Genomic DNA, 21,983 nt, shown 5'->3' with positions numbered 1-21,983 from the left:
AGCATCTCAGCTGAACACCCCCTCGGCAATGAGCCGGGAGATCTCCAGGGGTGAGAACGGCAGCGAGGCCCCCAGCCCGACTATCAGCGTGAACCCTGCGGTGCACAGAGCCGGGACCAGAAGCAGCCGGGGTTCGTGGCCGGAGGTGAAGGCGGCGTCGTGCTGATCACCGAACCAGAGGGTGTAGACCACAGGCAGGAAATAGGCAGCGTTGAGCAGTGAGGAGACCACCAGCACCACCAGGACCCACGGGTGCGGAGATTCGAGGGCGCCAAGCCCCAGCTGCCACTTTGAGATGAAGCCGGCGGTGGGCGGCAGTCCGATCATTCCGAATGCACCGACGGTGAACGCCGCTGAGGTCCACGGCATGCGCTGCCCCGCTCCTCGGAGATCGGAGATCTTGTGCGCACCCATGGACTCGGCGAAGAGCCCTGCGCAGAAGAACAGGGTGATCTTCATGATTCCCTGGTGCACCAGGTGCGCCACTCCGCCTGCGGTGCCAGCCATCGAGAACATGGTCACCCCCAGCACCACATAGCTCACCTGGGAGACCGTGGAGAAGGCCAGTCGCCGCTTGATCTCAGTCTGCCGCAGAGCCTGATAGGACCCATAGATCACCGTCACGCTGGCCACCACCAACAGCGGGGTCAGGACCCCCAGGTCCCAGGCGACCTCAATGCCGTAGACATCATCCACCACGCGCACGATGCCGAATACTCCAGCTTTGACTACGGCCACCGCGTGCAGCAGCGCTGAGACTGGGGCGGGGGCCACCATGGCCGCTGGCAGCCAGGAGTGCAGCGGCACCAGCGCGGATTTCACCCCCAGACCGCCGACCAGCAGCGCGAAGATGATCACTGCCGCGGTGGGGGAGTGGGACGCGAACTCCGCGACATCGGCAGCACCACCCTCCGCGAAGTCAGCTGGCCCGGCCTCCATGGTCAGCCATACCACCCCGACCAGCACCGCGACGCCGCCGCCGAGGGCGTAACGCATATACAGGCGGGCCGCCTTCAGGGACTTCTCATCGCCCCAGTGCGCCACCAGCGGATAGGTGACCAGGGTCAGCAGCTCGTAGAAGACGAGAAAGGTGATGAGGTTCCCCGAGAAGCTGATGCCCACTGTGGCAGCGACGCACAGGCTGAAGAACCCGAAGAACCGGCTCTGGTAGGCGGTGCCCCTCAGATAGCCGATGGCGTACACAGTGGTGAGCAGCCACAGCACCGCGGAAAGCCCGGCGAAGAACAGCGCCAGCGGATCCACCCTGAGCACCAGGGAGATGGGGTCTCCGGTGCCGGTGGGCAGAAAGGGAACGGCGAACTCCGGGCGGGCGCCCTCAGTGACCACCGGAGGCACCAGCAGTACCACCAGTGCCAGTTTGACCACCGCGCCTGCGAGATTCACCGCGCTGCGCAGCCGGTTCAGTCGCTGGGGCAGCGGGAAGATGATGGCCGCCACCGTGACAGACAGCAGCACCACTGCCAGCGGGATTACGTCATTCACCACCATGCGCCGACCTCCAGCAGGTCGCCCAGCCAGGCCCCCAGCAGCCCGGTGCCGATGGTCGCGACCCCGAAGATCAGCACCGCGATCTCACCGAGGCGCTCGCGGCCACGCACCGGTCCTGCTGCCGGGGCGTTCTCCGGCACTTCTGCTTGGAGCAGCAATGGGGCAATGCCGCGCAGCAGATATGCCGCAGACAGCAGCGTACCGGCGGCCACCACCAGGAGCACCCACCACTGTTCGGCGCCGACCGCCGCGGTGGCCAACTGCCATTTGCCGGTGAACCCCAGGCTGATCGGCAGACCCAGCAGACCCACCGCGCACATCCCCATCGCGAGGATCAACACCGGGTGGTGGGCACCCGCCCCCCGCAGCGCAGACATCTTGTCAGTGCCGCAGCGGTCTTTGAGGAAACCTGCGGCAGTAAAAAGCCCTGCTTTGGCGATAGCGTGTCCGGCAGCCAGGGCAACGAGCCCGTTGTAGGCACCCGAGCCCAGCGGGGCGCCGTCGTGCTCACCGTGCAGCAGCAGCGGAAACGCTACGAACCAGTACCCGATCTGCGCCACCGTCGAATATGCCACCAGCGGTTTCAGCCGATCCTGGCGCAGGGCGAGCACGGAGCCCACCAGGACGGCTGCCACACCGAGCCCGCCAAGCAGCCACGCCAGCCACTGCATGCCCGGCACTGCCGGCAGCGCCCACAGCCAGCAGCGCAGCAGAACCACCAGCGCAGCCTTGATCACCACGCCGGAGAGGATGGGGGAGACGGCGCTGGGCGCTGCGGAATGGGCCGGGACCAACCACCGGTGCATCGGCAGCAGTGCCACCTTCATGGCCAGTCCCACCGTGATCAGAGTCAGCGCCAGCAGCGGCAGCGTCGGGTCCTCCAGCTCGTCGAGTTGGCTGCGGGTCTGATGCAGATCCAGTGTCCCGGTCACCGCAGCGAGCAGCCCCACGCCGGCCAGGAACATCAGCGATCCCAGCACCGCGATGAACAGGTAGCGCAGCGCTGGCTCCCAGGCGGACTGTCCGCCCACGGCCACTAATGCCACTGCCGTCAGGCCCACCAGCTCCAGACTGACATAGAGGTTGAACAGGTCCCCGGAGAGGTACACGGCATTGAGCCCTGACCAGCAGCCCAGCCACAGCGGCCAGAACCCCGGGTGGCTGGTCACCCAGGAGGTGGCGCTGAGGTGGGCGCCGGTGGACTTCGGCAGCACTGCGGCATACCCGGTCACCACTACCCCCACCAGCGAGGTCACCCCTAGGAAGACGGCGGCCAGGCCATCGCCGCGCAGGTGAATGCCCAGGGGGGCGTCGAAGCCGCCCAGCACCAGTTCCGTAAGTTCGCCGGAAGTGACGCTGCCCAGCACAGGCGCCGTGAACCCGGCCACCAGAAGCGCGACCAACACCCCCAGCGCTCGCCGGACTGGGTGGGGCAGGAGCATTGTCAGGGCGGCAGCCAGCAGGGGCAATAGCGCTAATGCTCCGAGGCTGAACTGAGTGAAGGTCACGACCGATCGCCTCCGCCGCCGTCCTCACGCAGCCCCTCGATGCGGCGGATCAGCACTGCGCCGAGCCCGGTGAAAGCCACTGCGATGACCAGACCAGTGATGACCAGGGCTTGGAGCACCGGATCAGAGGATTCAGAGCGCGCCGCCAGCGCCACAAGTGCCAGCAGCACCCCGATACCAGTGACGTCGAGTGCGATCAGCCGGGCTAAGAGGTCCCGGACCAGCAGCAGACGGACCGTGCCGAAGATGATCATCACAGTGCTGACCAGCAGGTACCAGCTGATGGTGTCCACACTCACCATCAGCGCACCCCCTCCGGGTTCTCCAGAGCCAAGAACAAGGCGTAGAGTCCCGCGGTGATTCCCGCCGTCAGCAGCACCTCCACCACCAGGACCGCGGCAAAGGCCCATTCCGGCTCCCAGGACAGCCACGGCAGACCCAGCAGCGGGCCCACCAGGCCGGCCAGAACAAACACGACGACGCCGCCCACCAGCAGTGGTCGCAGCCAGCGGGCCTGAAAGACGCGGAGATCCACTTGCGCGCAGTGCAGCAGGATCAGCGCTGCGGCCAGCACCGCGCCGGACTGGAATGCTCCCCCGGAGTCGGTGGACCCGGCGAACAGCAGCCACAGGCCCAGCAGGACCAGGGCAGGGGTGAGCATGCGCGCGGCCCAGCTCAAAGTGGCGGGCACCGGTGGCAAAGCCGCAGATGCTTGGTGGATGCTCAACTGATGCGTGCTCCCGGCGGAGAGGCCGCCACGGCGGGAGAGTGCGAGGACAGCCGCCGCAGTCAGCATCAGGATCCCGGACTCCAGCAGAGTGTCGTAGGCGCGGAAGGCCAGCAACACCCCGGTGATGGGATGTTCCACCCCAGTGTCGGGAAGCTGTGCCTGGGCCGGTTCCCCCCATGCCGGCAGCCGGTGGTCAGCCCGGACCCACACCGCAGCAGTCACGACGGTCAGCACAGTGCCGGCCACCAGACCGACGGCGGGGCGCAGCCACCGCAGCCGATGGCTGGTCTCCATTCTCCCCGCACCTGGGGGAAGGGGACTGCGTACGGCCAGCCAGACCAGCAGCGCTGAGAGCAGTCCGGTGCCGATAGCCGCTTCCGCCAGGGCAACGTCGAGAGAACTGAGGCGAAGCCAGACAATGGCCACCAGGACCCCCAGCACCAAGAAGCTCATACTCATCACCAGTCGGGATCGCGCCAACAGGCTCAGCCCGGTGACAATGAGCACTGCCACTCCTAGCCCGAGATCCAGCACAGTGCTCATGACTCCTGCTCCGGATCCGGCACCTGGGCCGTGGCGGCGTCGTCGGCGGGGGTGGGAGGTTCCCCGGCGTGGTGGACGGGCTCGCGCTGCTCAGCGTGGTCGGTCTCCAGGGCCGCAATCACGTGAGCCGAGGCGGAGGAGCCGGCCAGGGCGAACAGCCAGCACAGCAGCATCAACCCAGCCACGGACCAGTCGCCCAACCACAGCGCTGCGCCGCCCAGAATCAGTCCCAGACCCAAATTGTCGGCCTTGGTCAGCCCGTGCAGCCGGGAACGCACATCGGGGAAACGGATCAGCCCCAACGTTCCTACGGAGAAGAAGAAGGCTCCCCCGAGCATCAGAGCTGCAGCCGCAATATCCAGAATCACGGCCGCTCCTCGCGAGGGGTGATTGATCCGCTGGAGTCGTGCCCGGCGCGCGCATCCTCCGGTGTGCGGGCTCCCGCCGCCGCACGGACAGCCGCAGTCAGTGCAGCGGTACCGGTGAGGATGACCGCTACGTCCACCAGGCGCAACGGCGGCTCCGGCGAGCCGGAGACTAGGGGCACCAGGACAATGACCAGCACGACCACCGCTGCCCCGGTGGTTCCACTGAGCAGCACCACCAGAAGCCAATCCTCATTGAAGCCCCGCCGGAGAAACGCCAACAGTGCGGCGACGATATTCACCACCAGCACAACGAGACACGTGGTGCCGATGAGGATCATCAGCTGGTCCATGAATGCCATCCTCCCCCACGCCATGCCAATTGAGGGCACTCGAGGCCCACGTCCCTATCGACAACTTTCCACCCGCGCCTGCACATTCCCCTGAGGAAAGGCCCATTGCAGGTACGATATGTGCAGTACAAGAGCTGTGCTGCGGGTCACAGGCTGGGTTCACCTGTGGTTCATCCGGAATATACCGGCGAGTCAATGGGGACGCGCACCATGGCGTGCGGGCGCAGCCCGTTGAAGCCATCACGAGGGGGATGAGTGTGACGACCACCGACTCGCGTTCTGCGCAGACCGCGCAGGACCGGCCCGAGGCGTCGCCTCCTCCGGAGCAGGACGCTGGTCAGCTCCAAGCCGCCCGGAAGAGGGCGCACCGACGCAGAAGCTCCAAGAACTGGTCGCTGTTCCTACTGTTTGCCGGGCCCAATATTCTTCTGATTCTGGCCTTCATCTACTACCCCCTCGCCATGAATCTGTACTTCTCGAGTCTGGACTGGCGGCTCGGCGCTCCACGTGCGGAACCGGTGGGGTTTGCGAATTATCAGCGGTTTTTCACCTCGCCCTCCGGGTTGGAAGTGTGGCGGGTCACCGGCATCTTTACTGCCGGGGCTGTCCTGGGGTCCATGATTCTGGGTCTGCTGATCGCTTTGGTGCTGAACAAGAAGATCCCGGGCCGCACCTTTGCCCGCACCGCGATCTTCAGCCCCTACGTCCTTTCCGGAGTAGGCGTGGCACTGGTGTGGATGTTCATCTTTGATCCGCAGCGCGGAGCTCTGATGTTCATTCTGGATCGGTTCGGCATCGACTCCCCGCAGTGGTTCCTGGACCCGGATGCAAACCTGCTGATGGTCATCGTGGTGTATGTGTGGAAGAACCTGGGGTACTGCGCGGTGGTCTTTCTCGCGGGCCTGCAGTCGATTCCCCGAGACCTCATTGAGTCGGCCACCATCGACCGGGCGGGGCCCATCCGCCGCTTCTTCTCCGTGGTGCTGCCCCTGCTGACGCCCACCGTGTTCTTCCTCCTGGTCACCAACATCATCTTCTCCATGACCAACGCGTTCGACATTCTGCGGGTGATGACTCCCACCGGCAACGGCACCAACACCATCATCTTTGAGATCTACCTTCAGTCCTTCGGCCAGTTCAACCGTGCAGGGTACTCGGCGGCGATCGCCGTGGTGCTGTTCTTCACCCTGTTCATCATCACCGCGGTCCAACTCCGCTTCGTGGAGAGGAAGGTGCATTACCAGTGAGCACCACCACGCCCCCAGCACCACGGTCCGCAGTCAAGCGGCGGTCCTCACCTGAGTGGACCAAGGCTTTCAGCCCTCGGAATCTGGCGGACACCATGCTGACCGGCTACCTGCCGATCCTGATCGCGCTGCTGATCATTGTGCTTCCGCTGGTGTGGATGGTCTCCTCCAGCTTCAAACCGGTCAACGAGATCGTTACCCTGACTCCGCAGTTGCTGCCGCAGGAGGTCACGACGGCGAACTACGCCACCGTGGACCGCAGAATCCCGCTGATGACCGTGCTGCAGAACAGCCTCATCGTCACCTCGGTCGGATCCATCATCAAGGTGCTGCTGGCCATCACCACCGCCTACGCGCTGGTGTACATCCGCGTGCCCGGTGCCAACCTGATCTTCTTGGGCATCCTGGTGGCCCTGATGGTTCCGCCGGAAGTGTCCATGTTGCCGAACTTCATGACGATCGAAGCCTTAGGCGGGCGCAATACGCTCTGGGGCATCATCCTGCCCGGCCTCGGCACAGCTTTCGGCACCTTCCTGCTCCGCCAGCACTTCAAATCACTCCCCAAGGAGCTTTTTGAAGCTGCTGAGCTCGACGGCGCCGGTCACTTCCGGAAGCTGTTCCAGATCGCAGTGCCTGTGTCCCTGCCCGCGATTTCCACCGTCTCCCTGGTCACCATCGTCAACGAGTGGAACAGCTTCCTCTGGCCGCTGATCATCACAGACACTCGAGACCGAATGACCCTGCCGGTGGCGCTGAATCAGCTCCGCAGCGTGGAGGACCAGGTCTCAAGCTACGGCATCCTGATGGCCGGAGCCGTTCTGGTCATCGTTCCTATGCTCATCATCTTTGCCATGCTGCAGCGCTATATCGTCTCTGGTCTGACGCAGGGAGCCGTGAAGTGAGTCCCTGAGGAGCCAGGCGACTCGAACCCTTGACTCAAATCGACTGAATCACCGATGAAGGAGCACCATGAAGAAACAACCGCACATCAATCACACCTGGAAGGGCATCGCCGTCTTCAGCGCCGCAGCCCTGGCCATTACGGCATGCGGCCCCGACACCACTGGCGGTGATGCAGAGGAAGAAGCAGCCGACACCGACTGGTCAGAGGTGGAGCCGGCCGATTCCATAGTCTTCGCGACCAACCACCCCGGTGGGTCGGAAGATATCGAAGAGGAGCTCATTGAGAGGTTCACCTCCGAGACCGGAATCGAGGTGGAGGTCATCACCTCCGGGGCCAACTACGAGGAAACCTCGCAGTGGTTCCAAACCGGCGGCGGGTCCAACGCGGATGTCGTGGTGCTCTCCGATGCCACGTGGTTCCCCAATTACCTCAATGACGCACTGATCCCTGTAGACGATCTTCTCGAGGCCGCTGACATCGACGTCAATGGTTACGTGGAGGCCCTCTATGAGGACTACCTCTACGAGGGCAACCACTACGGAGTTCCCTACGCCCGTTCCACCCCATTGTTCTACTACAACGTGGACCACTACGAGGAGGCCGGTATTGACGGCCCTCCGCAGACCTGGGACGAGGTGGCAGAAATCTCGCAGACCCTGGTCGATGAGGAAGTGGCCCAGTTCGGCTACGCATTCCCGCCCTCGGATGAGTACCCTGCCTGGGGCATGGCCAACCTGGTATGGGGCTACGGCGGAGCCTGGTCCGACGAGTGGGACTTCTCCACGGTTTCCTCCGATGAGACGGTCGAAGCCCTGGAGTTCGCTCAGTCGGGGGTGGAGGACGGATGGGCCAATGTCGCCGCCACTTCACAGACTGATGACTTCTCCTCCGGTGTCGCTTCGCAGACTATTCAGTCCACCGGCGCGCTCAACGGCATCCTGGAGACCGCAGACTTCGAGGTGGGAACGGCCTTCCTGCCCGACGGGCCGGCGGCCGAGGGTGAAACTCCCACTGGTGGGGCGGGCCTGATGCTGGCTTCGGCATCCTCTCCGGAGGAGCAGCTGGCCTCCGCCATGTTCATCGGTCACATGTCCTCCGCGGAATCCCAGGCGGACTTCTCGGAGGCAACGGGCTACGTCCCCTCCCACCAGGATGCGGACATGTCCGATGTCTACGCCGAGAACCCACAGTTCGAAACGGCAGTCGACCAGCTGGAACGTGCCCGGGTTCAGGACTACGCCCGCGTCTTCCTGCCCGGAGCTGACCTGGAGTTGGCCACCACACTGCAGAGTCTGCTGACCACCGGCGATGACGTCCGCACGGAGATGGAGCGGGTCGAGTCAGAATTCGAGTCCCTCTACGAGACTGACCTCGCAGACGAAATCGAGGGCTGATCAGTCCACTTTCACCACGTCGGCCCTCTTCAGTAGTCTGAGGAGGGCCGACGTGTCGTATTAGGAGGATTCTATGGCTGAGAAAACCCCGCACCAGAACGTGACTTTCCCCCTTCCGCAGGCAGAGGTGACGGACACCGGACACGGATACCTGGCCACCCCGCCGAGCGGGTCAGGCCCCGGCGTGATCGTGATTCAGGAGTGGTGGGGACTGACCGACCACATCAAGGAGGTCACCGACAGGTTGGCCGCCGCGGGCTTCGTCGCCCTCGCCCCCGACCTCTACGGAGGATGGATCACCCACGACGGTGAGGAGGCTGGTGAGCTGATGTCCAAACTCCCAGCAGAAGAGGGCGCTCGCCAGCTTGCTGGAGCCACCGACTTTCTCCTCGCTCACGACGACGTCACTTCCCGAACTGTTGGTGCCATCGGTTTCTGCATGGGAGGCGGGTTCGTCCTCGCACTGGCAGCCCAGCAGGGAGAGAAAGTCTCCGCAGCGGTGCCGTTCTACGGTGTCGGTCAGGCGGTCCCGGAGACCTACACCGGGGTCACCGCGAGCATTCAGGGCCACTACGCGACTCAGGATGAGATGTACCCAGAGTCCGAGGCCCGCCGGCAGGAAGCCCAGATACGTGAGGAATCCGACGCCGAGGTCGAGTTCTTCTACTACGAGGCCGGCCATGCCTTCCACAATGATGAGAACCTCATCGGCACCTACGACCCGGAGAAGGCAAAGCTCGCCTGGGAGCGCAGCGTAGATTTTCTGCGCAAGAAGGTCCGCTGAGCACATCCATGATCCTGGGCGCGATTCCCGGAGCCACCCCAGACAAATGGGCCGCACGGTGGCGGCAGCGGTTTCCGCAGCACGCCCTGGACATTCAGTATTACGACGCCGCCGGGCAGCTGGAGCGGATCTGCGCAGGCATCGTGGACATCGGATACGTCCGGTGGACAGAGACCCCGGAGGAGTTTGACCCGGGAACCTTCCACCGAGTGCTGCTGTACCGGGAGGATCCGGTGGTCTGTGCGGCGGCCGAGCATTGGATCGCCGCAGCCGAAGACAGCGTCGACGTCGCCGAGCTGAGCGAGGAAACGTTCTGGGAGCCGGCCCAGCTCCTCCCGGACGCTGCGGAGCCAGGAGCAGGCGAGCGGATGGCCCTGGAGGTGGCAGCCAGCGGCGCCGGTCTCGTCGTTCTGCCTCAGTCCGTGGCGCGGATGCTCAGCCGCAAAGACGTGGTGGTGCGCCCGCTCACCGGCGCTGATCAGTATGAGACCAGTCTGGCCTGGTTGCGGGAGCGCGACTCAGAGGTGATACAGGAGTTCATCGGCATTGCCCGGGGGCGGAAGGCTGAGTCCGCGCGCAGCTCTCTCGGCTCACCGAGCTCCCGCTCCGCCCGAAGCCCGAGCGTGAGCAAAAAGGCACCCGCACGCCCGCGCACCTCCGGCCGCGTCAACAGGACCACCAAGCCCGGCAGAGCGCGGAAACACCGCAGGCGCTAGGCGGGCAGCTGCTCCCGCAGTGCCTGGGCGGCAGCGGCGGGGTCTTCGGCTTCTGTCACCGCGCGCACCACGACCACCCGGTCGGCGCCGGCTGCGGTCACTTCGTTGAGGTTCGCCGCGTTGATCCCGCCGATGGCGAAGAACGGCTTCGCCGATTCCAGCGCCGCAGCCCGGGCGGGCAGCTCGAGGCCCACTGCGGCACGCTCGGGCTTGGTGGGGGTCTCCCACACCGGACCGGTGCAGTAGTAGTCAATGCCGATGTCGGCCTCGGCCTCCCTGACCTGTTCGAACGTGCGGCAGGAGCGGCCGATCACGACGTCGTCACCCAGGATGGAGCGCGCCTGCTCCGTGGAGAGATCCTCCTGACCCACGTGGAAGACATCCACCTCGGTGATTGCGGCGACATCTGCCCTGTCGTTGGCAGCGGAGAGCCCCCCGTATTCATCCGCGACCTCTTTGAGCAAAGTCAGGGCCGCGATTTCGGTCTGCACGGTCACGCGCTTATCCCGGACCTGGATGATGTCGGCGCCACCGGCGAAAGCAGCGGCATAGAACTGCCTGAGCGCCTCGAAGCCGAGCTCATTGACTGGCCCGGCGTCGGGGTAGGCGATGAACCGCTGGAGGTCTGTGCAGACATAGAGCCGCGCGGACAGGAGGCGCTCCCGGCGCAGCTGGCCGAGATGGGTCGGTTCCGGGGTGCTGGTGGTCATGTTCTTAGACTATCGGCCATGACTGTCGGCCAGCAGGGTCAGGAACTCCCGGTTGAAGTCATCGAGGTCCTTGGGGTTGCGGGAGGTCACCAGGCCATCGGAGACCACTGCCGCCTCATCCACCCAGGTCGCCCCGGCGTTGATGAGGTCAGTCTTCAGTGAGGGGTAGCTGGTCATCGTGCGGCCTGAGGCGGCGCCGACCTCGGTGAGGATCCACGGGCCGTGACAGATCGCGGCCACCGGTTTGCCGGAGTCGAAGAAGCTCTTGACGAACCGCTGGGCGTCCTCGTCCGTGCGCAGCGTATCGGCATTGAGCGTGCCGCCGGGAAGAACGAGTCCGGCGTAGTCTTCTGGGTTCGCAGAGGGCAGGTGGACATCCACATCAAAATGATCGGCGTGCTCCCAGTCGCCCTGCATAGCCTGGATTTGGGATTCCTGCGGCGACACAATCACCGGGGTGCCGCTGGCCTTTCTGAGGGCCGCGATCGGCTGCTCCAATTCCGCCTGCTCGACGCCGTTGGTGGTCAGCAGTGCAATCTTGGTGCCGGGAATGGACACATCAGCCATAGTCAGTCTTCCTCCAACAGTCAGTTTCAGCTCTCGTCGTCCTTACTCTGGACAAATTAGTCTCGTGAGCTCAACCTCCCAGGGGAGAGACCTCCATATTTGCTTGACACCGCGTACTGAGGCTTTGCCCATCGGGAACATACTCCGTACCCACGAGGTTCCCCCCATTGTGGAGAAGAAGCTGGCCGTCGGGGCGATCATCGCCACCGTGGCAATGTGGGCGTCGTCGTTCGTCATCATTCGCGCCTTCGCCGAAGAGCTCTCGCCCGGTCCTTTGGCAGTGCTCCGGCTCGCCGCCGGAGTGATCACGCTGTCGCTGCTGCTGCTGTGGCTGCGCCGGGGCAGGGTGCGGTTGCCTGGGCGCCGCGGCCTACTGCTGGGATCAGCCTTCGGTGTGGTGTGGTTTGCCGTCTACACTCTCGCCTTCAACTGGGCGGGCCACTTCTTGGATGCTGGCACCATCGCGATGTTGGTCAACTTGGCCCCGCTGTTGATCGCCCTGGGCGGAGGAGTGTTCTTCAGTGAGGGCTTCCCGAGGCAGCTCTTCGCCGGAATGGCCGTTTCATTGGTGGGCATCAGTCTGATCACGTTCGCCGGCAGCACCGGCCGCCTCTCCTTGGCCGGTCTGCTCATCGCATTGGCCGCTGCCGTGCTCTACGCAGTGGGCATGCTGGTCCAGAAGCTCACGCTGCGCCACACCGATCCGCTGACTGCCACGTGGATCGCCTGCGCCGCAGGTGTGATCGCGCTGCTGCCCTTCCTCCCGCAGACCATTGCGGAGGTGGCCGGGGCCTCCACCGGCAGTATCATCGGAGCGGTTTACATGGGCATTGGGCCCACCGCCGTGGCGTTCGTCTTCTGGGGCTACGCCATGATGCAGTTCCCGGCAGGTCGGGTCGCTGCCAGCACGCTCAGCGTCCCAGCCATCGTGGTGGTCATGGCCTGGATCTTCCTCTCTGAAGTCCCGCCGCTGATGGCCATGATCGGAGGCGTCATCTGCCTGGTCGGTGTCGCCATCGTCCAGTGGCGCAAGCCCCGCCGCCGGTCCGGCGCCCACTCCTCGGAGCCGACCTCAGAACCGACGCCGGACCGCGCCCCCGCCCCTGCATAAATGGGGGATCAAGCAATCAGCCGCGGGCCTGTCTCCGACTTACTGTGGGGGGTCCTTCCCGGGAACCGGAAGCAGCCGGTGGGACTTCATGATGTGGTGATCCCGGCAGAGCACCCAGGTGTTCTGCGGCGTCGTTCCTCCCCCTTGGTCATGAGGTGTCTTGTGATCGACGTCGGCACGCCACGCAGGCCGCGTGCACCCGTGCGCCTGACAGGTGCGGTCCCGCGTAAGTATCGCTTCCCGAAGCTGTCCCGAGACGAACCGCGAACGTGAGGAAGTGTCCAGGAGGTTGACTGCTCGTGCCAATGCGGAGGCACCGTCCCACCCTTCGAGCGGGTAGCGCGTCCCCAGCGGCACGATGGAAGTGATCTCGCCGCTGCCCTGGGAGTCTGCTCGGATGCCGGCAGCAAGCCAATCGTGCTCAGCTTGGGGATCGTGTGCGATCTGCCGGACATCAGAAGCGGGCAGAACGAAAGACTTGTCCTCACTGACCGCTGGTGCCTCACTGTTGCCGAGCAGCGTCTCAGCCGGGACCAGAATGCTGATCTTCGCATTCACCGACCCCGGCCGGCTGGCCCCAGAGCCAGAGCCAGAGCCAGAGCCGACCGCGGAATCTGCCCCTTGCGGCACTATCTCCGTGGGCGCTGGCCCATTGACCCCTGAGCCCTGGAGGCGCTGAACAAATTCGTCCGCGACGCGCTGGGTCAGCGTCGCCGCACCCTGCGCTGAGCTCTCAATACGCGCCTGGGCCCGCGTCCACAGGTGCCGTTCCAAGGCCGCCACCGAGACGGTCGGCACCATGGCATCGATCTTCGTCATGCCGTCATCTAAGTGTGCAAACACCACGTACCGTTTGGATCTGGCACGTTCACACCGGGCACTGTAGGCCTCGGCATCCAACTCGGGTACGCGCCTCTTCACCCATTGGTCCACCTCAGCCCGGTTCATTCCCGGTGCTTTGAGCTTGGCGTCCTCATCAAGGACGGGCAACAGATCCTCACGGTGGGCGATGTCTTCAGCGGCCTGAGCAATCCGCTGCGCGCGGGCCCAGTCCACAGCACCCTCAGCGTAGGCACCCCACGTCTGCGGCAGCTTCTCCTGCAGGAACTCGGCGCACTCCAGGAGCCGGCGCACAGCCGATTCCGTGGCCGTGAGGACAAGCGCGGCGTCACGCACAATGGCTTTCTCCACTGCCGCACGAGTGAACGCATGCTGGCCCTGGTGCTCCTGCAGTTTTCGCGCCCGGTAGTCCAGCAGCGCGGTCAATTTTGCCGCCTCCGCCCGGCGGATCCGGACCTCCTGGTTCCGAGCTTCAGCAAGCTCCGGCTCCTGGGCGAGGTGGGCAAAGTCCTTCGGCAGCGCCGCGACCGCGGCCCTCTTCGTTCCCGCACCGAGCTGCTCTGCCTCCATGACTCAACGCTATCGTCAGGCACCTACCTGCAACCGGTCGGGCATCGAAACCGTGGGGCATCCAGAGGACATTCAAACCGCTCACCCGGTGCAGACTGGCGTTCTCCGCCGCAGCACCTCCGAGAGATTCTCTGCCGGTTAGTGGGCGTCGCCGCGGCGCTTCGCCAGGGCGACCACCCTACCGAGGTTGACCGTCCACCCGACGCCGAAGACGTGTGGACTGATGAGGTGGTCGCCCTCGGGGTCCCACATGCGCTCCTTGACCCGCTCCAGCGTCGGCATCCGGAAGTCATAGGGCACGAACCCGGCTACTTGGCCGTTCCACGTGCGCTCATCCGGCTCCTTGCGGAGTTCCTTCGCCACCGCCGCCACCGTCAGGCCGGCCATGAGCAGCCGGAAGACGCCGGGTCTGCCTCGTTTCCTGTTCCCCCGCTGGGCGCTCATCTCACATCTCCGCTCGTCGACGTTCACACCATTCTGCCCCAGGAATGGGTGGTCAGAATACCCTGGACGGACCAAGCACATCGGCCCAGGGAGGGATTGTGGGCGTCTCACCGAAGGGGGCGCGTCCGGCGGTCCACATGCTAAGAAGGGGTGTCCGCAGCGTTGACTGGCCCGTCCTCGCGGCAGAGCATGAGTGCTATGACCGACACTTTCCCCTCGCGCACCTAGCCGGCGACGCCGGCGGACCAATCCCCACGCAGCGCCAAGCTGGCGGTGACCGTTTTCCCGCTGCTGATCATCGCCGGGGCCGCACTGGCGCTGCTGGCCCCAGCAACGTTCGCTCCTCTGGGTGCTGGAATCACCTACGCACTGATGATCATCATGTTCGGGATGGGCCTGACCCTGACGCTGCCCGACTTCCTGCTGGTCATCAAACGACCCCTGCCTGTGCTGGCCGGGGTGGCCTTCCAATTCGGCTTTATGCCACTGCTGGCCTTTGGCATTGCGTGGGCCCTCCAACTGCCTCCTGCACTTGCCGCAGGCCTGATCCTGGTGGGTTCCGTCCCCGGCGGCACCAGCTCGAACGTGGTGACCTACTTGGCGCGGGGCGACGTCGCCCTCTCCGTCACCATGACCTCGCTCTCCACCCTGCTCTCACCGCTGCTGACTCCGCTGCTGGCGCTGTGGCTGGCCGGTCAGTACCTCCCCGTCCCCGCAGGCGATATGGCATGGGACATTGTGCGAATCGTGCTGATTCCGGTGATCGGCGGGGTGCTGCTGCGCCTGCTGCTGCCCCGGATTGTGCAGGGCCTCCAGCCTGCGCTGCCGTGGATCTCGGTCATGGGCATCACCTACGTGGTGCTGGCGGTGGTCGCAGGCTCCTCTGAAGTCCTGGCTTCTGCGGGGGCGCTGCTGCTCATCGGAGTGGTGCTGCACAATCTGCTCGGGTACACCATCGGCTATGGGGCCGCGATGCTGACCAAGGCCCCAGTGCCCACCCGCCGAGCGGTCTCGGTGGAAGTCGGCATGCAGAACTCCGGACTTGCCGCCGGTCTGGCCGGGGCGCACTTCTCACCTGAGGCAGCGCTGCCGGGCGCGATATTCTCGGTATGGCACAACATCTCCGGGGGTCTGCTGGCCTCCTTCTGGGGCGCGCGTCGGCCGAAGACACCGCAGCCGCAGTCCCAGCCCGACGACGCCAGCGCCACCCCGGTTGCCACCTGACCGGCGAGACACAGGAGCGGTTCATGACCAAGCATTCCATCTACACCATGGCCGTGGCGCAGGTCTATCCGCATTATGTGACCAAGGCTGAGCGCAAGGGCCGGACCAAAGATGAGGTGGATCAGATCATCCGCTGGCTGACCGGGTACTCACAGGACCAGTTGGAATCCCAGCTTCAAGCGGAAAAGGACTTTGAAACGTTCTTCGCCGAGGCCCCCGAGCTCAATCCCCGCCGCGTGCAGATCACTGGGGTCATCTGCGGCATCCGGGTGGAAGAGATTCAGGAGCCGCTGATGCAGGAGATCCGCTACCTGGACAAACTGATCGACGAGCTGGCGCGCGGAAAAGCAATGGAGAAGATCCTGCGCAGCTGAGCGCCGGCGCTCAGACCGCGAGGTCCTCCCACTGGAATGTGGTGGTCTGCCCGGACACCCAGTCCTGACGCAGGATCGCATACGCCACCGAGGCCACCGACTCCTGACCTTCCACCGGCCAGCCACGGCGGTAGTGCGCCTCCTTGATGAACCCGGCCCGCAGGAATACCTTGCGCATGGCGATGTTGTCCTCGCGCGTCTGGCCCTCGAGCCGGTCCACCTCGGGATAGGTCTCAAACACCACACGGGTCAGGCCCTGCAGCACCGCAGGCCCCCAGCCGCGGCCTCGGTGCGCCTCCGCCAGCCGCAGATCAAACAGCGGCGCGCCCTCGGTCAGGTCTTCCAGCACGACGACGCCCAGGCGAATGGAATCTGCCCACACCCACCATCCCCGGTGGTCGGTCTCGGCAGCTGCATCGGTGGCGTAATGGCCGGGGTTGCGCCCGTAGCGTCCCTCACGAAGACCGGACCTGACGTGTTCAGGCCTCAGCTCTGGACTGACGTGGAAGGGATACCGCTGAGCGGTGAGGAAATCACTCAGGGCAGCGGCGTCGTCGTCATCCTCAGGGCGCAGGGGAACGAAGCTGATCTCGGTGGCGGGTGATGGTGCGGTCATATGCGCAGAGTTTATCCGTACCCGGGGTACACTTGAGCACTACGCCGCCACGGTGGAACAACTGGCCCTCTTGGCGGCGCTCCAGCGGCTGTAGCTTAATGGCAAAGCTTCTGCTTCCCAAGCAGACGACGCGGGTTCGATTCCCGTCAGCCGCTCTCAGTTCGTCGACTGCGGGTTGCGAGTCCGCAAGAGTACCGAAACTCAGAGAAACCCCAGATCAGAGCCCTCTCCCATAGAGGAGAGTCGCTCTCCTGATCTCCGGGAGTACGTGGGCGGGGTATCGTTTCAGGCGTGATCTCCTCTCACTCTCCGCAGAACCCTGACGACGAGACGACACCTGACCGTGTCAAGAAAGTTGTCCACCAAGCACCTGCGGAGGCGAGGGAACTCAGTGCTGCTGCTGTAGGCAATTCCGACGAAAAGCGGGTCGAAAAGGTCCGAGAACGGTGGGAAAACTGGTTGGCATGGCCGGTGATGATCGCTGCCATCGCCTCGGTTCCGGCCGTATTCCTCACCCTGCTGGATGAACCCTTTGAGATGATCGGGCATGTAGGACTGTGGCTGGCTACCGCTGTGCTGGTCTTCGAGACTGTGGTCTTCTTTCTCCTTTCGCCGAAGAAGATTGACTGGGTGCGGCGCAACTGGTGGCTTATTGGTCTCACACTTGCAGCGGTTCTGGCGGTCATCTTCAGCATCGGCCCCATGCAGCTGTTCCGCGTCCTGCGCAGTGTGGGCGCCTTACGAGTTCTGCGCGCTAAGCAGGTAGCTAAAGCCGGTGAGTCTCTGGCTAATAAAGGGAGAACTCGGTGGCGCCAGCGGCTGGGGGAGACCCTGGCCACTGTCGTCGTGGCGACGTTCGTGGTCCTGGCTCTGGCGGTTCCGGAATCCGATGCACGGACGTTCCTTGAGGATCTCGTTGGTGAAGAGGGTGTTGTGCCGGCTGCGATAGTTGCTGGTCTGATCACCATGACAGCGATGTATTTCTTGGTTCGCAACCCCCGGAACCAGGATTCCAACGAGAGCGGTGACCGCAGCTCGGGTTCCCCCGATACGGGTGAACGGCAAGACACCGCAGACAAGTAGCCACGAGGTGGCGCCCTAGCCGGCGTGCCGTTGGATGGGTTCAGCCAGCCGAAGTCGATACGTCTGAGCTTGCCGTGACCTAAGCCCGGGATGCTCACTGAGAAGGTCGCTCGGCCAGCGCTCGCCGGAGGAAGGCGTCCCGCACGGAGGCCGAGGTCCGTGACATCTGTGCCTGCGGGACAGCGGAATCGAAACAGTGGAAACCCCCTCCCCACATATGCAGGTCAACACTGACCCCGGCGGCTGAGAGTCGCTGCGCGTAGTCCAGGACCTCGTCGCGGAAGGTTTCGGAGGAGCCGCAGTCCAGGTAGGTGCGCGGAAGGCCGGAGAGGTCTTCGGCGCGTGCGGCAGCGGCGTAGGGTGACACATCCGGCCCGCCGCGCTGGTTGCCCAGCAGGGCAGTCCAGCCCTTGCGGTTCTCTTCTCTGTCCCAGGACCCCGCGCCGTCGAGCATCTGACTGCTGGGGGTCTGGATCCGGTCATCGAGCATTGGAGCGACGAGCACCTGGTGCGACAACGCCGGATAGCTGAGGTCCCGGGCCATCAGGGCAGTGCCGGCCGCGAGACCACCGCCGGCGCTGGTGCCGGCGATGAGCAGCCGTGCCGGCTCGATTCCCAGAGCTGAGGCGTTCTGTGCAGTCCACACCAGACCCGCGTAGCAGTCCTGCACCGGTGCAGGATGCGGGTGCTCTGGCGCGAGACGGTACTCCACCGACACCACGGTGGCCAGCCCTTCTGCGGCATAACTGACAAGGGACTCCACGCCGTTCCGGCGAGTGCCCATCACCATACCGCCGCCGTGAATGTAATAGATGCCCGCTGTAGTTCCGGCCGCCTCGGCGGGCGTGAGGATCAGCACCGTGATGTCCGGGGCCCCATAGGGACCGGGGATCTGCCGTTCTTCGACCTTGACCCTCCCGCCAGCGCTCAAGTCTGGCGGGGGCTCACCGGGAGTTCCGTCGGCCAGTTCACGCCGCAGCTGATCCAGCGTCGCTGGGGAGAACGCGGGTCTGGTGGCGCGAGTCTCTGCCAGCGCCTCAACCAGTTCCGGATCCCAGGGTGGGATGGGGTGGGCGCTCACCGCGGCCTCCTTACTGACGTCACAGGTCAGTTCACTCTATGTGATGCACGCCATTGCAGAGTCGCACGTGGGCGGCTCAATGCGGCTGTTGCTTCCATCAGCAGATAACCCTGCCCTATCCGTTCTACCCCGCGCTATAGCGTCAGGTGGCACCGGAACGGCGGGGTCAACTGAGTCGGGGGCCTGCCCCGGAAGGCACAGCGCCAGCAGGATGGGCGTGCTGGCACACCCGCCCGGTGGGTACCGGAGAACGTAGGCTGGTGAGCTATGGCCGAATCTGCTGCACCGCAAACGACTGGAGCCCGCACTGCAGTGGTGGGCGGCGGCGTCGTCGGGCTCCTGACCGCCTGGCAGCTGCGGGTGACCGGACACCACGTGACCATCATCGACCCGGCCCCGGGCGCGGAAGCTTCCTATGCAGCAGCGGGAATGCTCGCGCCGATCAGCGAAGTCCAGTTCGGCCAGCAGCAGCTATGGCGCCTGATGACCGCCTCCCGCGCAGAGTACCCGGAGTTCATTAAGGTCTTGGAACGCGCTGCCGGAGTGCCCTCGGGTTACCGCGAGAACGGAACCCTCTTGGTTGCCGCCGACCCAGGCGACCGGGCCGCAGTGGCTGAGCTGGTCAACATCCAGCAGGCGCACGGCATGGAAGTCAGCCCGCTTACCAGCTCCGCGCTGCGCCGGCGGGAGCCAGCCCTGCAGCCGGGTCTGGCTAAGGCCTGGGACGTCCCCGGCGATCACCAGGTCAACCCCCGTCAGCTCCTCCGGTGCGTCACTCAAGCACTGAACGCGCCGCTCAGCGAACGCCACTTCCCCGGCGCCGGTGCTCAGGCGCAGTGGCTCCCCCGCCGAGTGGTCAGCGCGGAGACGTACGGCCACTCCGGGATGCGTCTGTATTTCGACGACGCCGCAGCTGAGGACTTCAGCGCAGCGGTGTTGGCGCCCGGGCTCGGGTACGCGCAGATCAGCGGGCTGCCGGAGCGCAACCGCCTGGAGTTGCGGCCTGTTTACGGGGACGTGATCCGGCTCCGCCTACGACCGGAACAGCTGGCAGGAGAGACTGGGCTGATCTCGGCGACCGTTCGCGCCCGAGTGGGTGGACGTGCCGTCTACCTGGTCCCACGAGACGCTCACGACCCCTTGGAGCCCCTCGGGCTGCTGGTGGGCGCCTCCTCCCGGGAGGACGGTATGGCGGGAACTCATGCCGGGAGCGTAGCTGAGCTGCTCGAGGACGCGGCGGCTGTGCTGCCAGCGGTGCGGGAGTCTGAACTGGTTGAAATCACCACCCGGGCTCGTCCTGGCACTCCTGATGATCGCCCGTACCTGGGACTGTCCTCGGGCGGCGCTCCACTGGTCATCAGCACCGGCTACCACCGGCACGGCATTCTGCTGGCGCCGCTGGCTGCCCGGCTCGCTGCCGCGCTGCTGAACCATACGCAGCTCACTGCCGACGACGCCGCCCACCTTGAGGCCTGCGCGCTCACCCGAGGTCAGTGAGCGTCTGCTCCGCCGGCTAACTTCACCCGGCGGTAACGATTCACCGCAGCATGGATCTCATGCGCACGGGGCCGGGCCAGGTGCCCGGGATGTCCGCGGTGCGGTGAGAGCACGTCCAACCCCCGCTGGTGAATCTGGTCCATGATCTCGGCCACCAGTGTGCTGAGTTCCTGGGTGCCGTCGGCGGCCTCGGCGATCCGGTCCATGGCTTTGGCGATGGCTTCTGTCTGCGCAGGGTCCACTACTTGGGCCAGCGCGGCCAGATCGATCAGCTCCTTGCCGAACTGGACGGTATCCCGTCCCTTGGCCCGTGCCGGCTTGGTCTTACCGTCCGGCCGCAGCGCGTCCTGGCTCAGCCTCCGGCCTCGGGAGGAGCCGAAGATTCGGCCTGAGCTGCCAGCGCTGGGGGCCGCATTCGGCGCCGTCGCGGAGACCGTACCGGACGATGAGTGCTCAGCCGCAATCCGGCGGGCGTGCCCTGTGACGTCCTGCAGCCGGTAGTCCTGGAGGGCGATCACATGGTCGGCCACCTCAAAAAACGCCCCGGAGCCGCCGGCGACGAGCACCGTGGAGACCCCGCGTTCGGTCAACAGGGGGCGCACGCGCTCGACAAAGGGGGTGATCGGTTCACGTTCAGCCGGGATCAGTTGACGCATGCGCTCATCGCGGATCATGAAGTTGGTGGCCGAGGTGTCCTCGTCGATCAGCAGCGCAGTGGCCCCAGCCTCGACCGCTTCCACCAGATTCGCCGCCTGCGAGGTGGACCCAGAGGCGTTGGTGGTGCTGAACGCCGCGGTGTCTGTGCCGGAGGGCAGCCCGGCGATAAAGGGCGAAATGTCGACCCCGGTCACCGCGCGCCCGTCTTCGGCCCGGATGGAGACAGCCTCCTCCCGAGTGAGGACCCATTCCCGTCCATCTCCGGCGATATGCGAATAGACCCCACGTTCCATCGCCCGCAGCAGCGTTGACTTTCCGTGGTAGCCGCCACCGACAATAACGGTGACTCCGGCCGGGACGCCCATCCCGGAGACCTCCCGCCCGCTGGGCAGGGTGAATCGGGTGCGCAGCGACTCCGGGCTGGAGAACGCCACCACACCCTGTTCCAGCGGGCGGTCCGAGTCGCCGGAGCGGCGGGCGAGAGTGGCGCCGTCGCCCACAAAGCTCACTAAGTGATGTTCGGCCAACTGCCTCCGCAGGTACTCCTGATCGCGGTAAAGGCGCACGTGGTCCTCCAGGGCCTGGGCGTCCAGCGAGCGGTGCAGGAGCGCGGCAGCTGCGATCTCCGGAAGCTGCTGGGTGAGCAGGCGTACTGCCTTCTTGCCCAGGGCTTTGCGCCCAGCAGCGGGTAGCTCCACCGCTATCCGGGCCTCGACGGTCTCTGGTGAAATCTGCACACTTGAGCGTTCCAGCACCTGCTGTCCTGGGGTGCCGATGCTCACCGGGCTTCTGGGGCCGGTGTCCCCGGATGCGTTACGGGAGTGTGCCGCCTCCGCGAAGGCGCGGGTGAGGAAGTCGCCGACGGCGATGCGGCCCAGACGGTCGTCCACCAGCTGCTCCGGGAGCCCGGCTTCCACCCGGGGAACACTGAGGCGCATCAGCGACGGCGGAGCGAACGGATCCACCTGCACCTTGTCCACGTACAGGGTGAAGGCCCCGAGGCGGTGGCTCCCAGCGATCTTCTTATACCCGCCGTATCCGCGACCGTCGACTGAGAGCAGGGTGCGTTCCAAAGGAGAGCGGTCTGTCATCTGCCTAGTCTCCCTCATCACCAGCAGGCCGTCACGGCGGAACTCCTCTGTGGCGGCCAGTGAGA

23 protein-coding genes and 1 tRNA gene are annotated in these 21,983 nt (G+C 65.2%); 11 read left to right on the top strand and 13 right to left on the bottom strand.

Annotation, left to right across the window (positions count from 1 at the left end; all coding sequences use genetic code 11):
- Positions 1 to 6: 6 nt before the first annotated feature.
- The 6 genes from FEF27_RS00185 to FEF27_RS00160 are packed head-to-tail and all read right to left on the bottom strand — an operon-like array spanning position 7 to position 5,008.
- Positions 7 to 1,509 (bottom strand): complex I subunit 5 family protein, encoded by a 1,503-nt coding sequence (locus FEF27_RS00185; protein ID WP_138168813.1) that lies wholly within the window; start codon positions 1,507 to 1,509, stop codon positions 7 to 9.
- Positions 1,500 to 3,017 carry a complex I subunit 5 family protein gene (locus FEF27_RS00180; RefSeq protein WP_138168812.1) on the bottom strand — a complete coding sequence of 506 codons (1,518 nt, stop codon included), beginning with the start codon at positions 3,015 to 3,017 and terminating at the stop codon, positions 1,500 to 1,502. The genes FEF27_RS00185 and FEF27_RS00180 overlap by 10 nt, the downstream gene beginning before the upstream one ends.
- Positions 3,014 to 3,319 carry an NADH-quinone oxidoreductase subunit K gene (locus FEF27_RS00175; RefSeq protein ID WP_138168811.1) on the bottom strand — a complete coding sequence of 102 codons (306 nt, stop codon included), beginning with the start codon at positions 3,317 to 3,319 and terminating at the stop codon, positions 3,014 to 3,016. Before FEF27_RS00175 ends, FEF27_RS00180 begins: the two co-directional genes overlap by 4 nt.
- On the bottom strand, positions 3,319 to 4,290 hold the full coding sequence (locus tag FEF27_RS00170) for an MnhB domain-containing protein (protein WP_138168810.1): 972 nt from the start codon (positions 4,288 to 4,290) through the stop codon (positions 3,319 to 3,321). The genes FEF27_RS00175 and FEF27_RS00170 overlap by 1 nt, the downstream gene beginning before the upstream one ends.
- Positions 4,287 to 4,658, bottom strand: coding sequence for a cation:proton antiporter (locus FEF27_RS00165; protein WP_208009536.1), 372 nt, complete (start codon positions 4,656 to 4,658; stop codon positions 4,287 to 4,289). Before FEF27_RS00165 ends, FEF27_RS00170 begins: the two co-directional genes overlap by 4 nt.
- Positions 4,655 to 5,008 carry a hypothetical protein gene (locus tag FEF27_RS00160; protein ID WP_138168809.1) on the bottom strand — a complete coding sequence of 118 codons (354 nt, stop codon included), beginning with the start codon at positions 5,006 to 5,008 and terminating at the stop codon, positions 4,655 to 4,657. The genes FEF27_RS00165 and FEF27_RS00160 overlap by 4 nt, the downstream gene beginning before the upstream one ends.
- Positions 5,009 to 5,265: 257 nt before the next feature.
- Here FEF27_RS00160 and FEF27_RS00155 point away from each other — a divergent pair, with 257 nt between their 5' ends.
- The 5 genes from FEF27_RS00155 (at position 5,266) to FEF27_RS00135 (ending at position 10,053) form a co-directional block, all read left to right on the top strand.
- The gene (locus FEF27_RS00155) at positions 5,266 to 6,255 is read left to right on the top strand and encodes a carbohydrate ABC transporter permease (RefSeq protein ID WP_424991656.1); all 990 of its coding nucleotides are present in this window, start codon (positions 5,266 to 5,268) and stop codon (positions 6,253 to 6,255) included.
- Complete coding sequence (locus FEF27_RS00150; RefSeq protein WP_424991655.1) at positions 6,252 to 7,157, top strand: carbohydrate ABC transporter permease; 906 nt, start codon at positions 6,252 to 6,254, stop codon at positions 7,155 to 7,157. Before FEF27_RS00155 ends, FEF27_RS00150 begins: the two co-directional genes overlap by 4 nt.
- Positions 7,158 to 7,224: 67 nt before the next feature.
- Positions 7,225 to 8,553, top strand: coding sequence for an ABC transporter substrate-binding protein (locus FEF27_RS00145; protein WP_138168807.1), 1,329 nt, complete (start codon positions 7,225 to 7,227; stop codon positions 8,551 to 8,553).
- A gap of 73 nt (positions 8,554 to 8,626) precedes the next feature.
- Complete coding sequence (locus tag FEF27_RS00140) at positions 8,627 to 9,337, top strand: dienelactone hydrolase family protein (RefSeq protein WP_138168806.1); 711 nt, start codon at positions 8,627 to 8,629, stop codon at positions 9,335 to 9,337.
- Between the two features lie 8 nt (positions 9,338 to 9,345).
- Positions 9,346 to 10,053: a LysR substrate-binding domain-containing protein gene (locus tag FEF27_RS00135; RefSeq protein WP_138168805.1), complete on the top strand. Its 708-nt coding sequence runs from the start codon at positions 9,346 to 9,348 to the stop codon at positions 10,051 to 10,053.
- On the opposite strand, the gene thiE is transcribed toward FEF27_RS00135, so the two are convergent.
- Together thiE and FEF27_RS00125 are read right to left on the bottom strand one after the other, a co-directional pair.
- Positions 10,050 to 10,763, bottom strand: coding sequence for a thiamine phosphate synthase (thiE, locus tag FEF27_RS00130; RefSeq protein ID WP_138168804.1), 714 nt, complete (start codon positions 10,761 to 10,763; stop codon positions 10,050 to 10,052). The genes FEF27_RS00135 and thiE overlap by 4 nt on opposite strands.
- A 9-nt stretch (positions 10,764 to 10,772) precedes the next feature.
- A complete protein-coding gene (locus FEF27_RS00125) occupies positions 10,773 to 11,330 on the bottom strand; it encodes a type 1 glutamine amidotransferase domain-containing protein (protein ID WP_138168803.1) in 558 nt (185 codons plus the stop codon).
- A gap of 169 nt (positions 11,331 to 11,499) precedes the next feature.
- Between FEF27_RS00125 and FEF27_RS00120 the strand changes: the two genes are divergently transcribed.
- Complete coding sequence (locus tag FEF27_RS00120; protein WP_166429857.1) at positions 11,500 to 12,441, top strand: DMT family transporter; 942 nt, start codon at positions 11,500 to 11,502, stop codon at positions 12,439 to 12,441.
- Between the two features lie 39 nt (positions 12,442 to 12,480).
- Here FEF27_RS00120 and FEF27_RS00115 read toward each other — a convergent pair whose 3' ends face one another.
- Both FEF27_RS00115 and FEF27_RS00110 read right to left on the bottom strand, forming a co-directional pair.
- Positions 12,481 to 13,851 carry an HNH endonuclease signature motif containing protein gene (locus FEF27_RS00115; RefSeq protein ID WP_138168801.1) on the bottom strand — a complete coding sequence of 457 codons (1,371 nt, stop codon included), beginning with the start codon at positions 13,849 to 13,851 and terminating at the stop codon, positions 12,481 to 12,483.
- Between the two features lie 138 nt (positions 13,852 to 13,989).
- The gene (locus FEF27_RS00110) at positions 13,990 to 14,295 is read right to left on the bottom strand and encodes a DUF5808 domain-containing protein (RefSeq protein ID WP_166429856.1); all 306 of its coding nucleotides are present in this window, start codon (positions 14,293 to 14,295) and stop codon (positions 13,990 to 13,992) included.
- 273 nt (positions 14,296 to 14,568) lie between these two features.
- Here FEF27_RS00110 and FEF27_RS00105 point away from each other — a divergent pair, with 273 nt between their 5' ends.
- Together FEF27_RS00105 and FEF27_RS00100 are read left to right on the top strand one after the other, a co-directional pair.
- Positions 14,569 to 15,519 (top strand): bile acid:sodium symporter family protein, encoded by a 951-nt coding sequence (locus tag FEF27_RS00105; RefSeq protein WP_424991654.1) that lies wholly within the window; start codon positions 14,569 to 14,571, stop codon positions 15,517 to 15,519.
- 23 nt (positions 15,520 to 15,542) lie between these two features.
- A complete protein-coding gene (locus tag FEF27_RS00100; RefSeq protein ID WP_138168799.1) occupies positions 15,543 to 15,893 on the top strand; it encodes a DUF2200 domain-containing protein in 351 nt (116 codons plus the stop codon).
- Between the two features lie 10 nt (positions 15,894 to 15,903).
- Here FEF27_RS00100 and FEF27_RS00095 read toward each other — a convergent pair whose 3' ends face one another.
- Positions 15,904 to 16,509 (bottom strand): GNAT family N-acetyltransferase, encoded by a 606-nt coding sequence (locus FEF27_RS00095; protein ID WP_138168798.1) that lies wholly within the window; start codon positions 16,507 to 16,509, stop codon positions 15,904 to 15,906.
- An 84-nt stretch (positions 16,510 to 16,593) separates the two neighbouring features.
- Between FEF27_RS00095 and FEF27_RS00090 the strand changes: the two genes are divergently transcribed.
- Positions 16,594 to 16,664 (top strand) — tRNA-Gly (locus FEF27_RS00090).
- Between the two features lie 136 nt (positions 16,665 to 16,800).
- Complete coding sequence (locus FEF27_RS00085) at positions 16,801 to 17,592, top strand: hypothetical protein (protein ID WP_138168797.1); 792 nt, start codon at positions 16,801 to 16,803, stop codon at positions 17,590 to 17,592.
- 94 nt (positions 17,593 to 17,686) lie between these two features.
- On the opposite strand, the gene FEF27_RS00080 is transcribed toward FEF27_RS00085, so the two are convergent.
- Positions 17,687 to 18,673 carry an alpha/beta hydrolase fold domain-containing protein gene (locus FEF27_RS00080; protein ID WP_208009528.1) on the bottom strand — a complete coding sequence of 329 codons (987 nt, stop codon included), beginning with the start codon at positions 18,671 to 18,673 and terminating at the stop codon, positions 17,687 to 17,689.
- Positions 18,674 to 18,940: 267 nt separating this feature from the next.
- Between FEF27_RS00080 and thiO the strand changes: the two genes are divergently transcribed.
- Positions 18,941 to 20,170, top strand: coding sequence for a glycine oxidase ThiO (gene thiO, locus FEF27_RS00075; RefSeq protein WP_138168796.1), 1,230 nt, complete (start codon positions 18,941 to 18,943; stop codon positions 20,168 to 20,170).
- On the opposite strand, the gene FEF27_RS00070 is transcribed toward thiO, so the two are convergent.
- On the bottom strand, positions 20,164 to 21,918 hold the full coding sequence (locus FEF27_RS00070; RefSeq protein ID WP_138168795.1) for an ABC-ATPase domain-containing protein: 1,755 nt from the start codon (positions 21,916 to 21,918) through the stop codon (positions 20,164 to 20,166). The genes thiO and FEF27_RS00070 overlap by 7 nt on opposite strands.
- Positions 21,919 to 21,983 lie beyond the last annotated feature (65 nt).

This window comes from Nesterenkonia sphaerica (assembly GCF_005771565.1).
Lineage (GTDB): Bacteria > Actinomycetota > Actinomycetes > Actinomycetales > Micrococcaceae > Nesterenkonia > Nesterenkonia sphaerica.
The sequence above is the reverse complement of the archived record's forward strand: the minus strand, read 5'-3'. Positions and strand labels throughout refer to the sequence as shown.

Excerpts from the sequence above, each read along its gene's own strand:
- FEF27_RS00110 (WP_166429856.1), bottom strand. The coding sequence starts at position 14,295 with ATGAGCGCCCAGCGGGGGAACAGGAAACGAGGCAGACCCGGCGTCTTC.
- FEF27_RS00185 (WP_138168813.1), bottom strand. The coding sequence starts at position 1,509 with ATGGTGGTGAATGACGTAATCCCGCTGGCAGTGGTGCTGCTGTCTGTC.
- FEF27_RS00070 (WP_138168795.1), bottom strand. The coding sequence starts at position 21,918 with ATGACAGACCGCTCTCCTTTGGAACGCACCCTGCTCTCAGTCGACGGT.
- FEF27_RS00095 (WP_138168798.1), bottom strand. The coding sequence starts at position 16,509 with ATGACCGCACCATCACCCGCCACCGAGATCAGCTTCGTTCCCCTGCGC.
- FEF27_RS00140 (WP_138168806.1), top strand. The coding sequence starts at position 8,627 with ATGGCTGAGAAAACCCCGCACCAGAACGTGACTTTCCCCCTTCCGCAG.
- FEF27_RS00125 (WP_138168803.1), bottom strand. The coding sequence starts at position 11,330 with ATGGCTGATGTGTCCATTCCCGGCACCAAGATTGCACTGCTGACCACC.
- thiE (WP_138168804.1), bottom strand. The coding sequence starts at position 10,763 with ATGACCACCAGCACCCCGGAACCGACCCATCTCGGCCAGCTGCGCCGG.
- FEF27_RS00115 (WP_138168801.1), bottom strand. The coding sequence starts at position 13,851 with ATGGAGGCAGAGCAGCTCGGTGCGGGAACGAAGAGGGCCGCGGTCGCG.
- FEF27_RS00145 (WP_138168807.1), top strand. The coding sequence starts at position 7,225 with ATGAAGAAACAACCGCACATCAATCACACCTGGAAGGGCATCGCCGTC.
- FEF27_RS00170 (WP_138168810.1), bottom strand. The coding sequence starts at position 4,290 with ATGAGCACTGTGCTGGATCTCGGGCTAGGAGTGGCAGTGCTCATTGTC.
- FEF27_RS00100 (WP_138168799.1), top strand. The coding sequence starts at position 15,543 with ATGACCAAGCATTCCATCTACACCATGGCCGTGGCGCAGGTCTATCCG.
- FEF27_RS00175 (WP_138168811.1), bottom strand. The coding sequence starts at position 3,319 with ATGGTGAGTGTGGACACCATCAGCTGGTACCTGCTGGTCAGCACTGTG.
- FEF27_RS00160 (WP_138168809.1), bottom strand. The coding sequence starts at position 5,008 with ATGGACCAGCTGATGATCCTCATCGGCACCACGTGTCTCGTTGTGCTG.
- thiO (WP_138168796.1), top strand. The coding sequence starts at position 18,941 with ATGGCCGAATCTGCTGCACCGCAAACGACTGGAGCCCGCACTGCAGTG.
- FEF27_RS00135 (WP_138168805.1), top strand. The coding sequence starts at position 9,346 with ATGATCCTGGGCGCGATTCCCGGAGCCACCCCAGACAAATGGGCCGCA.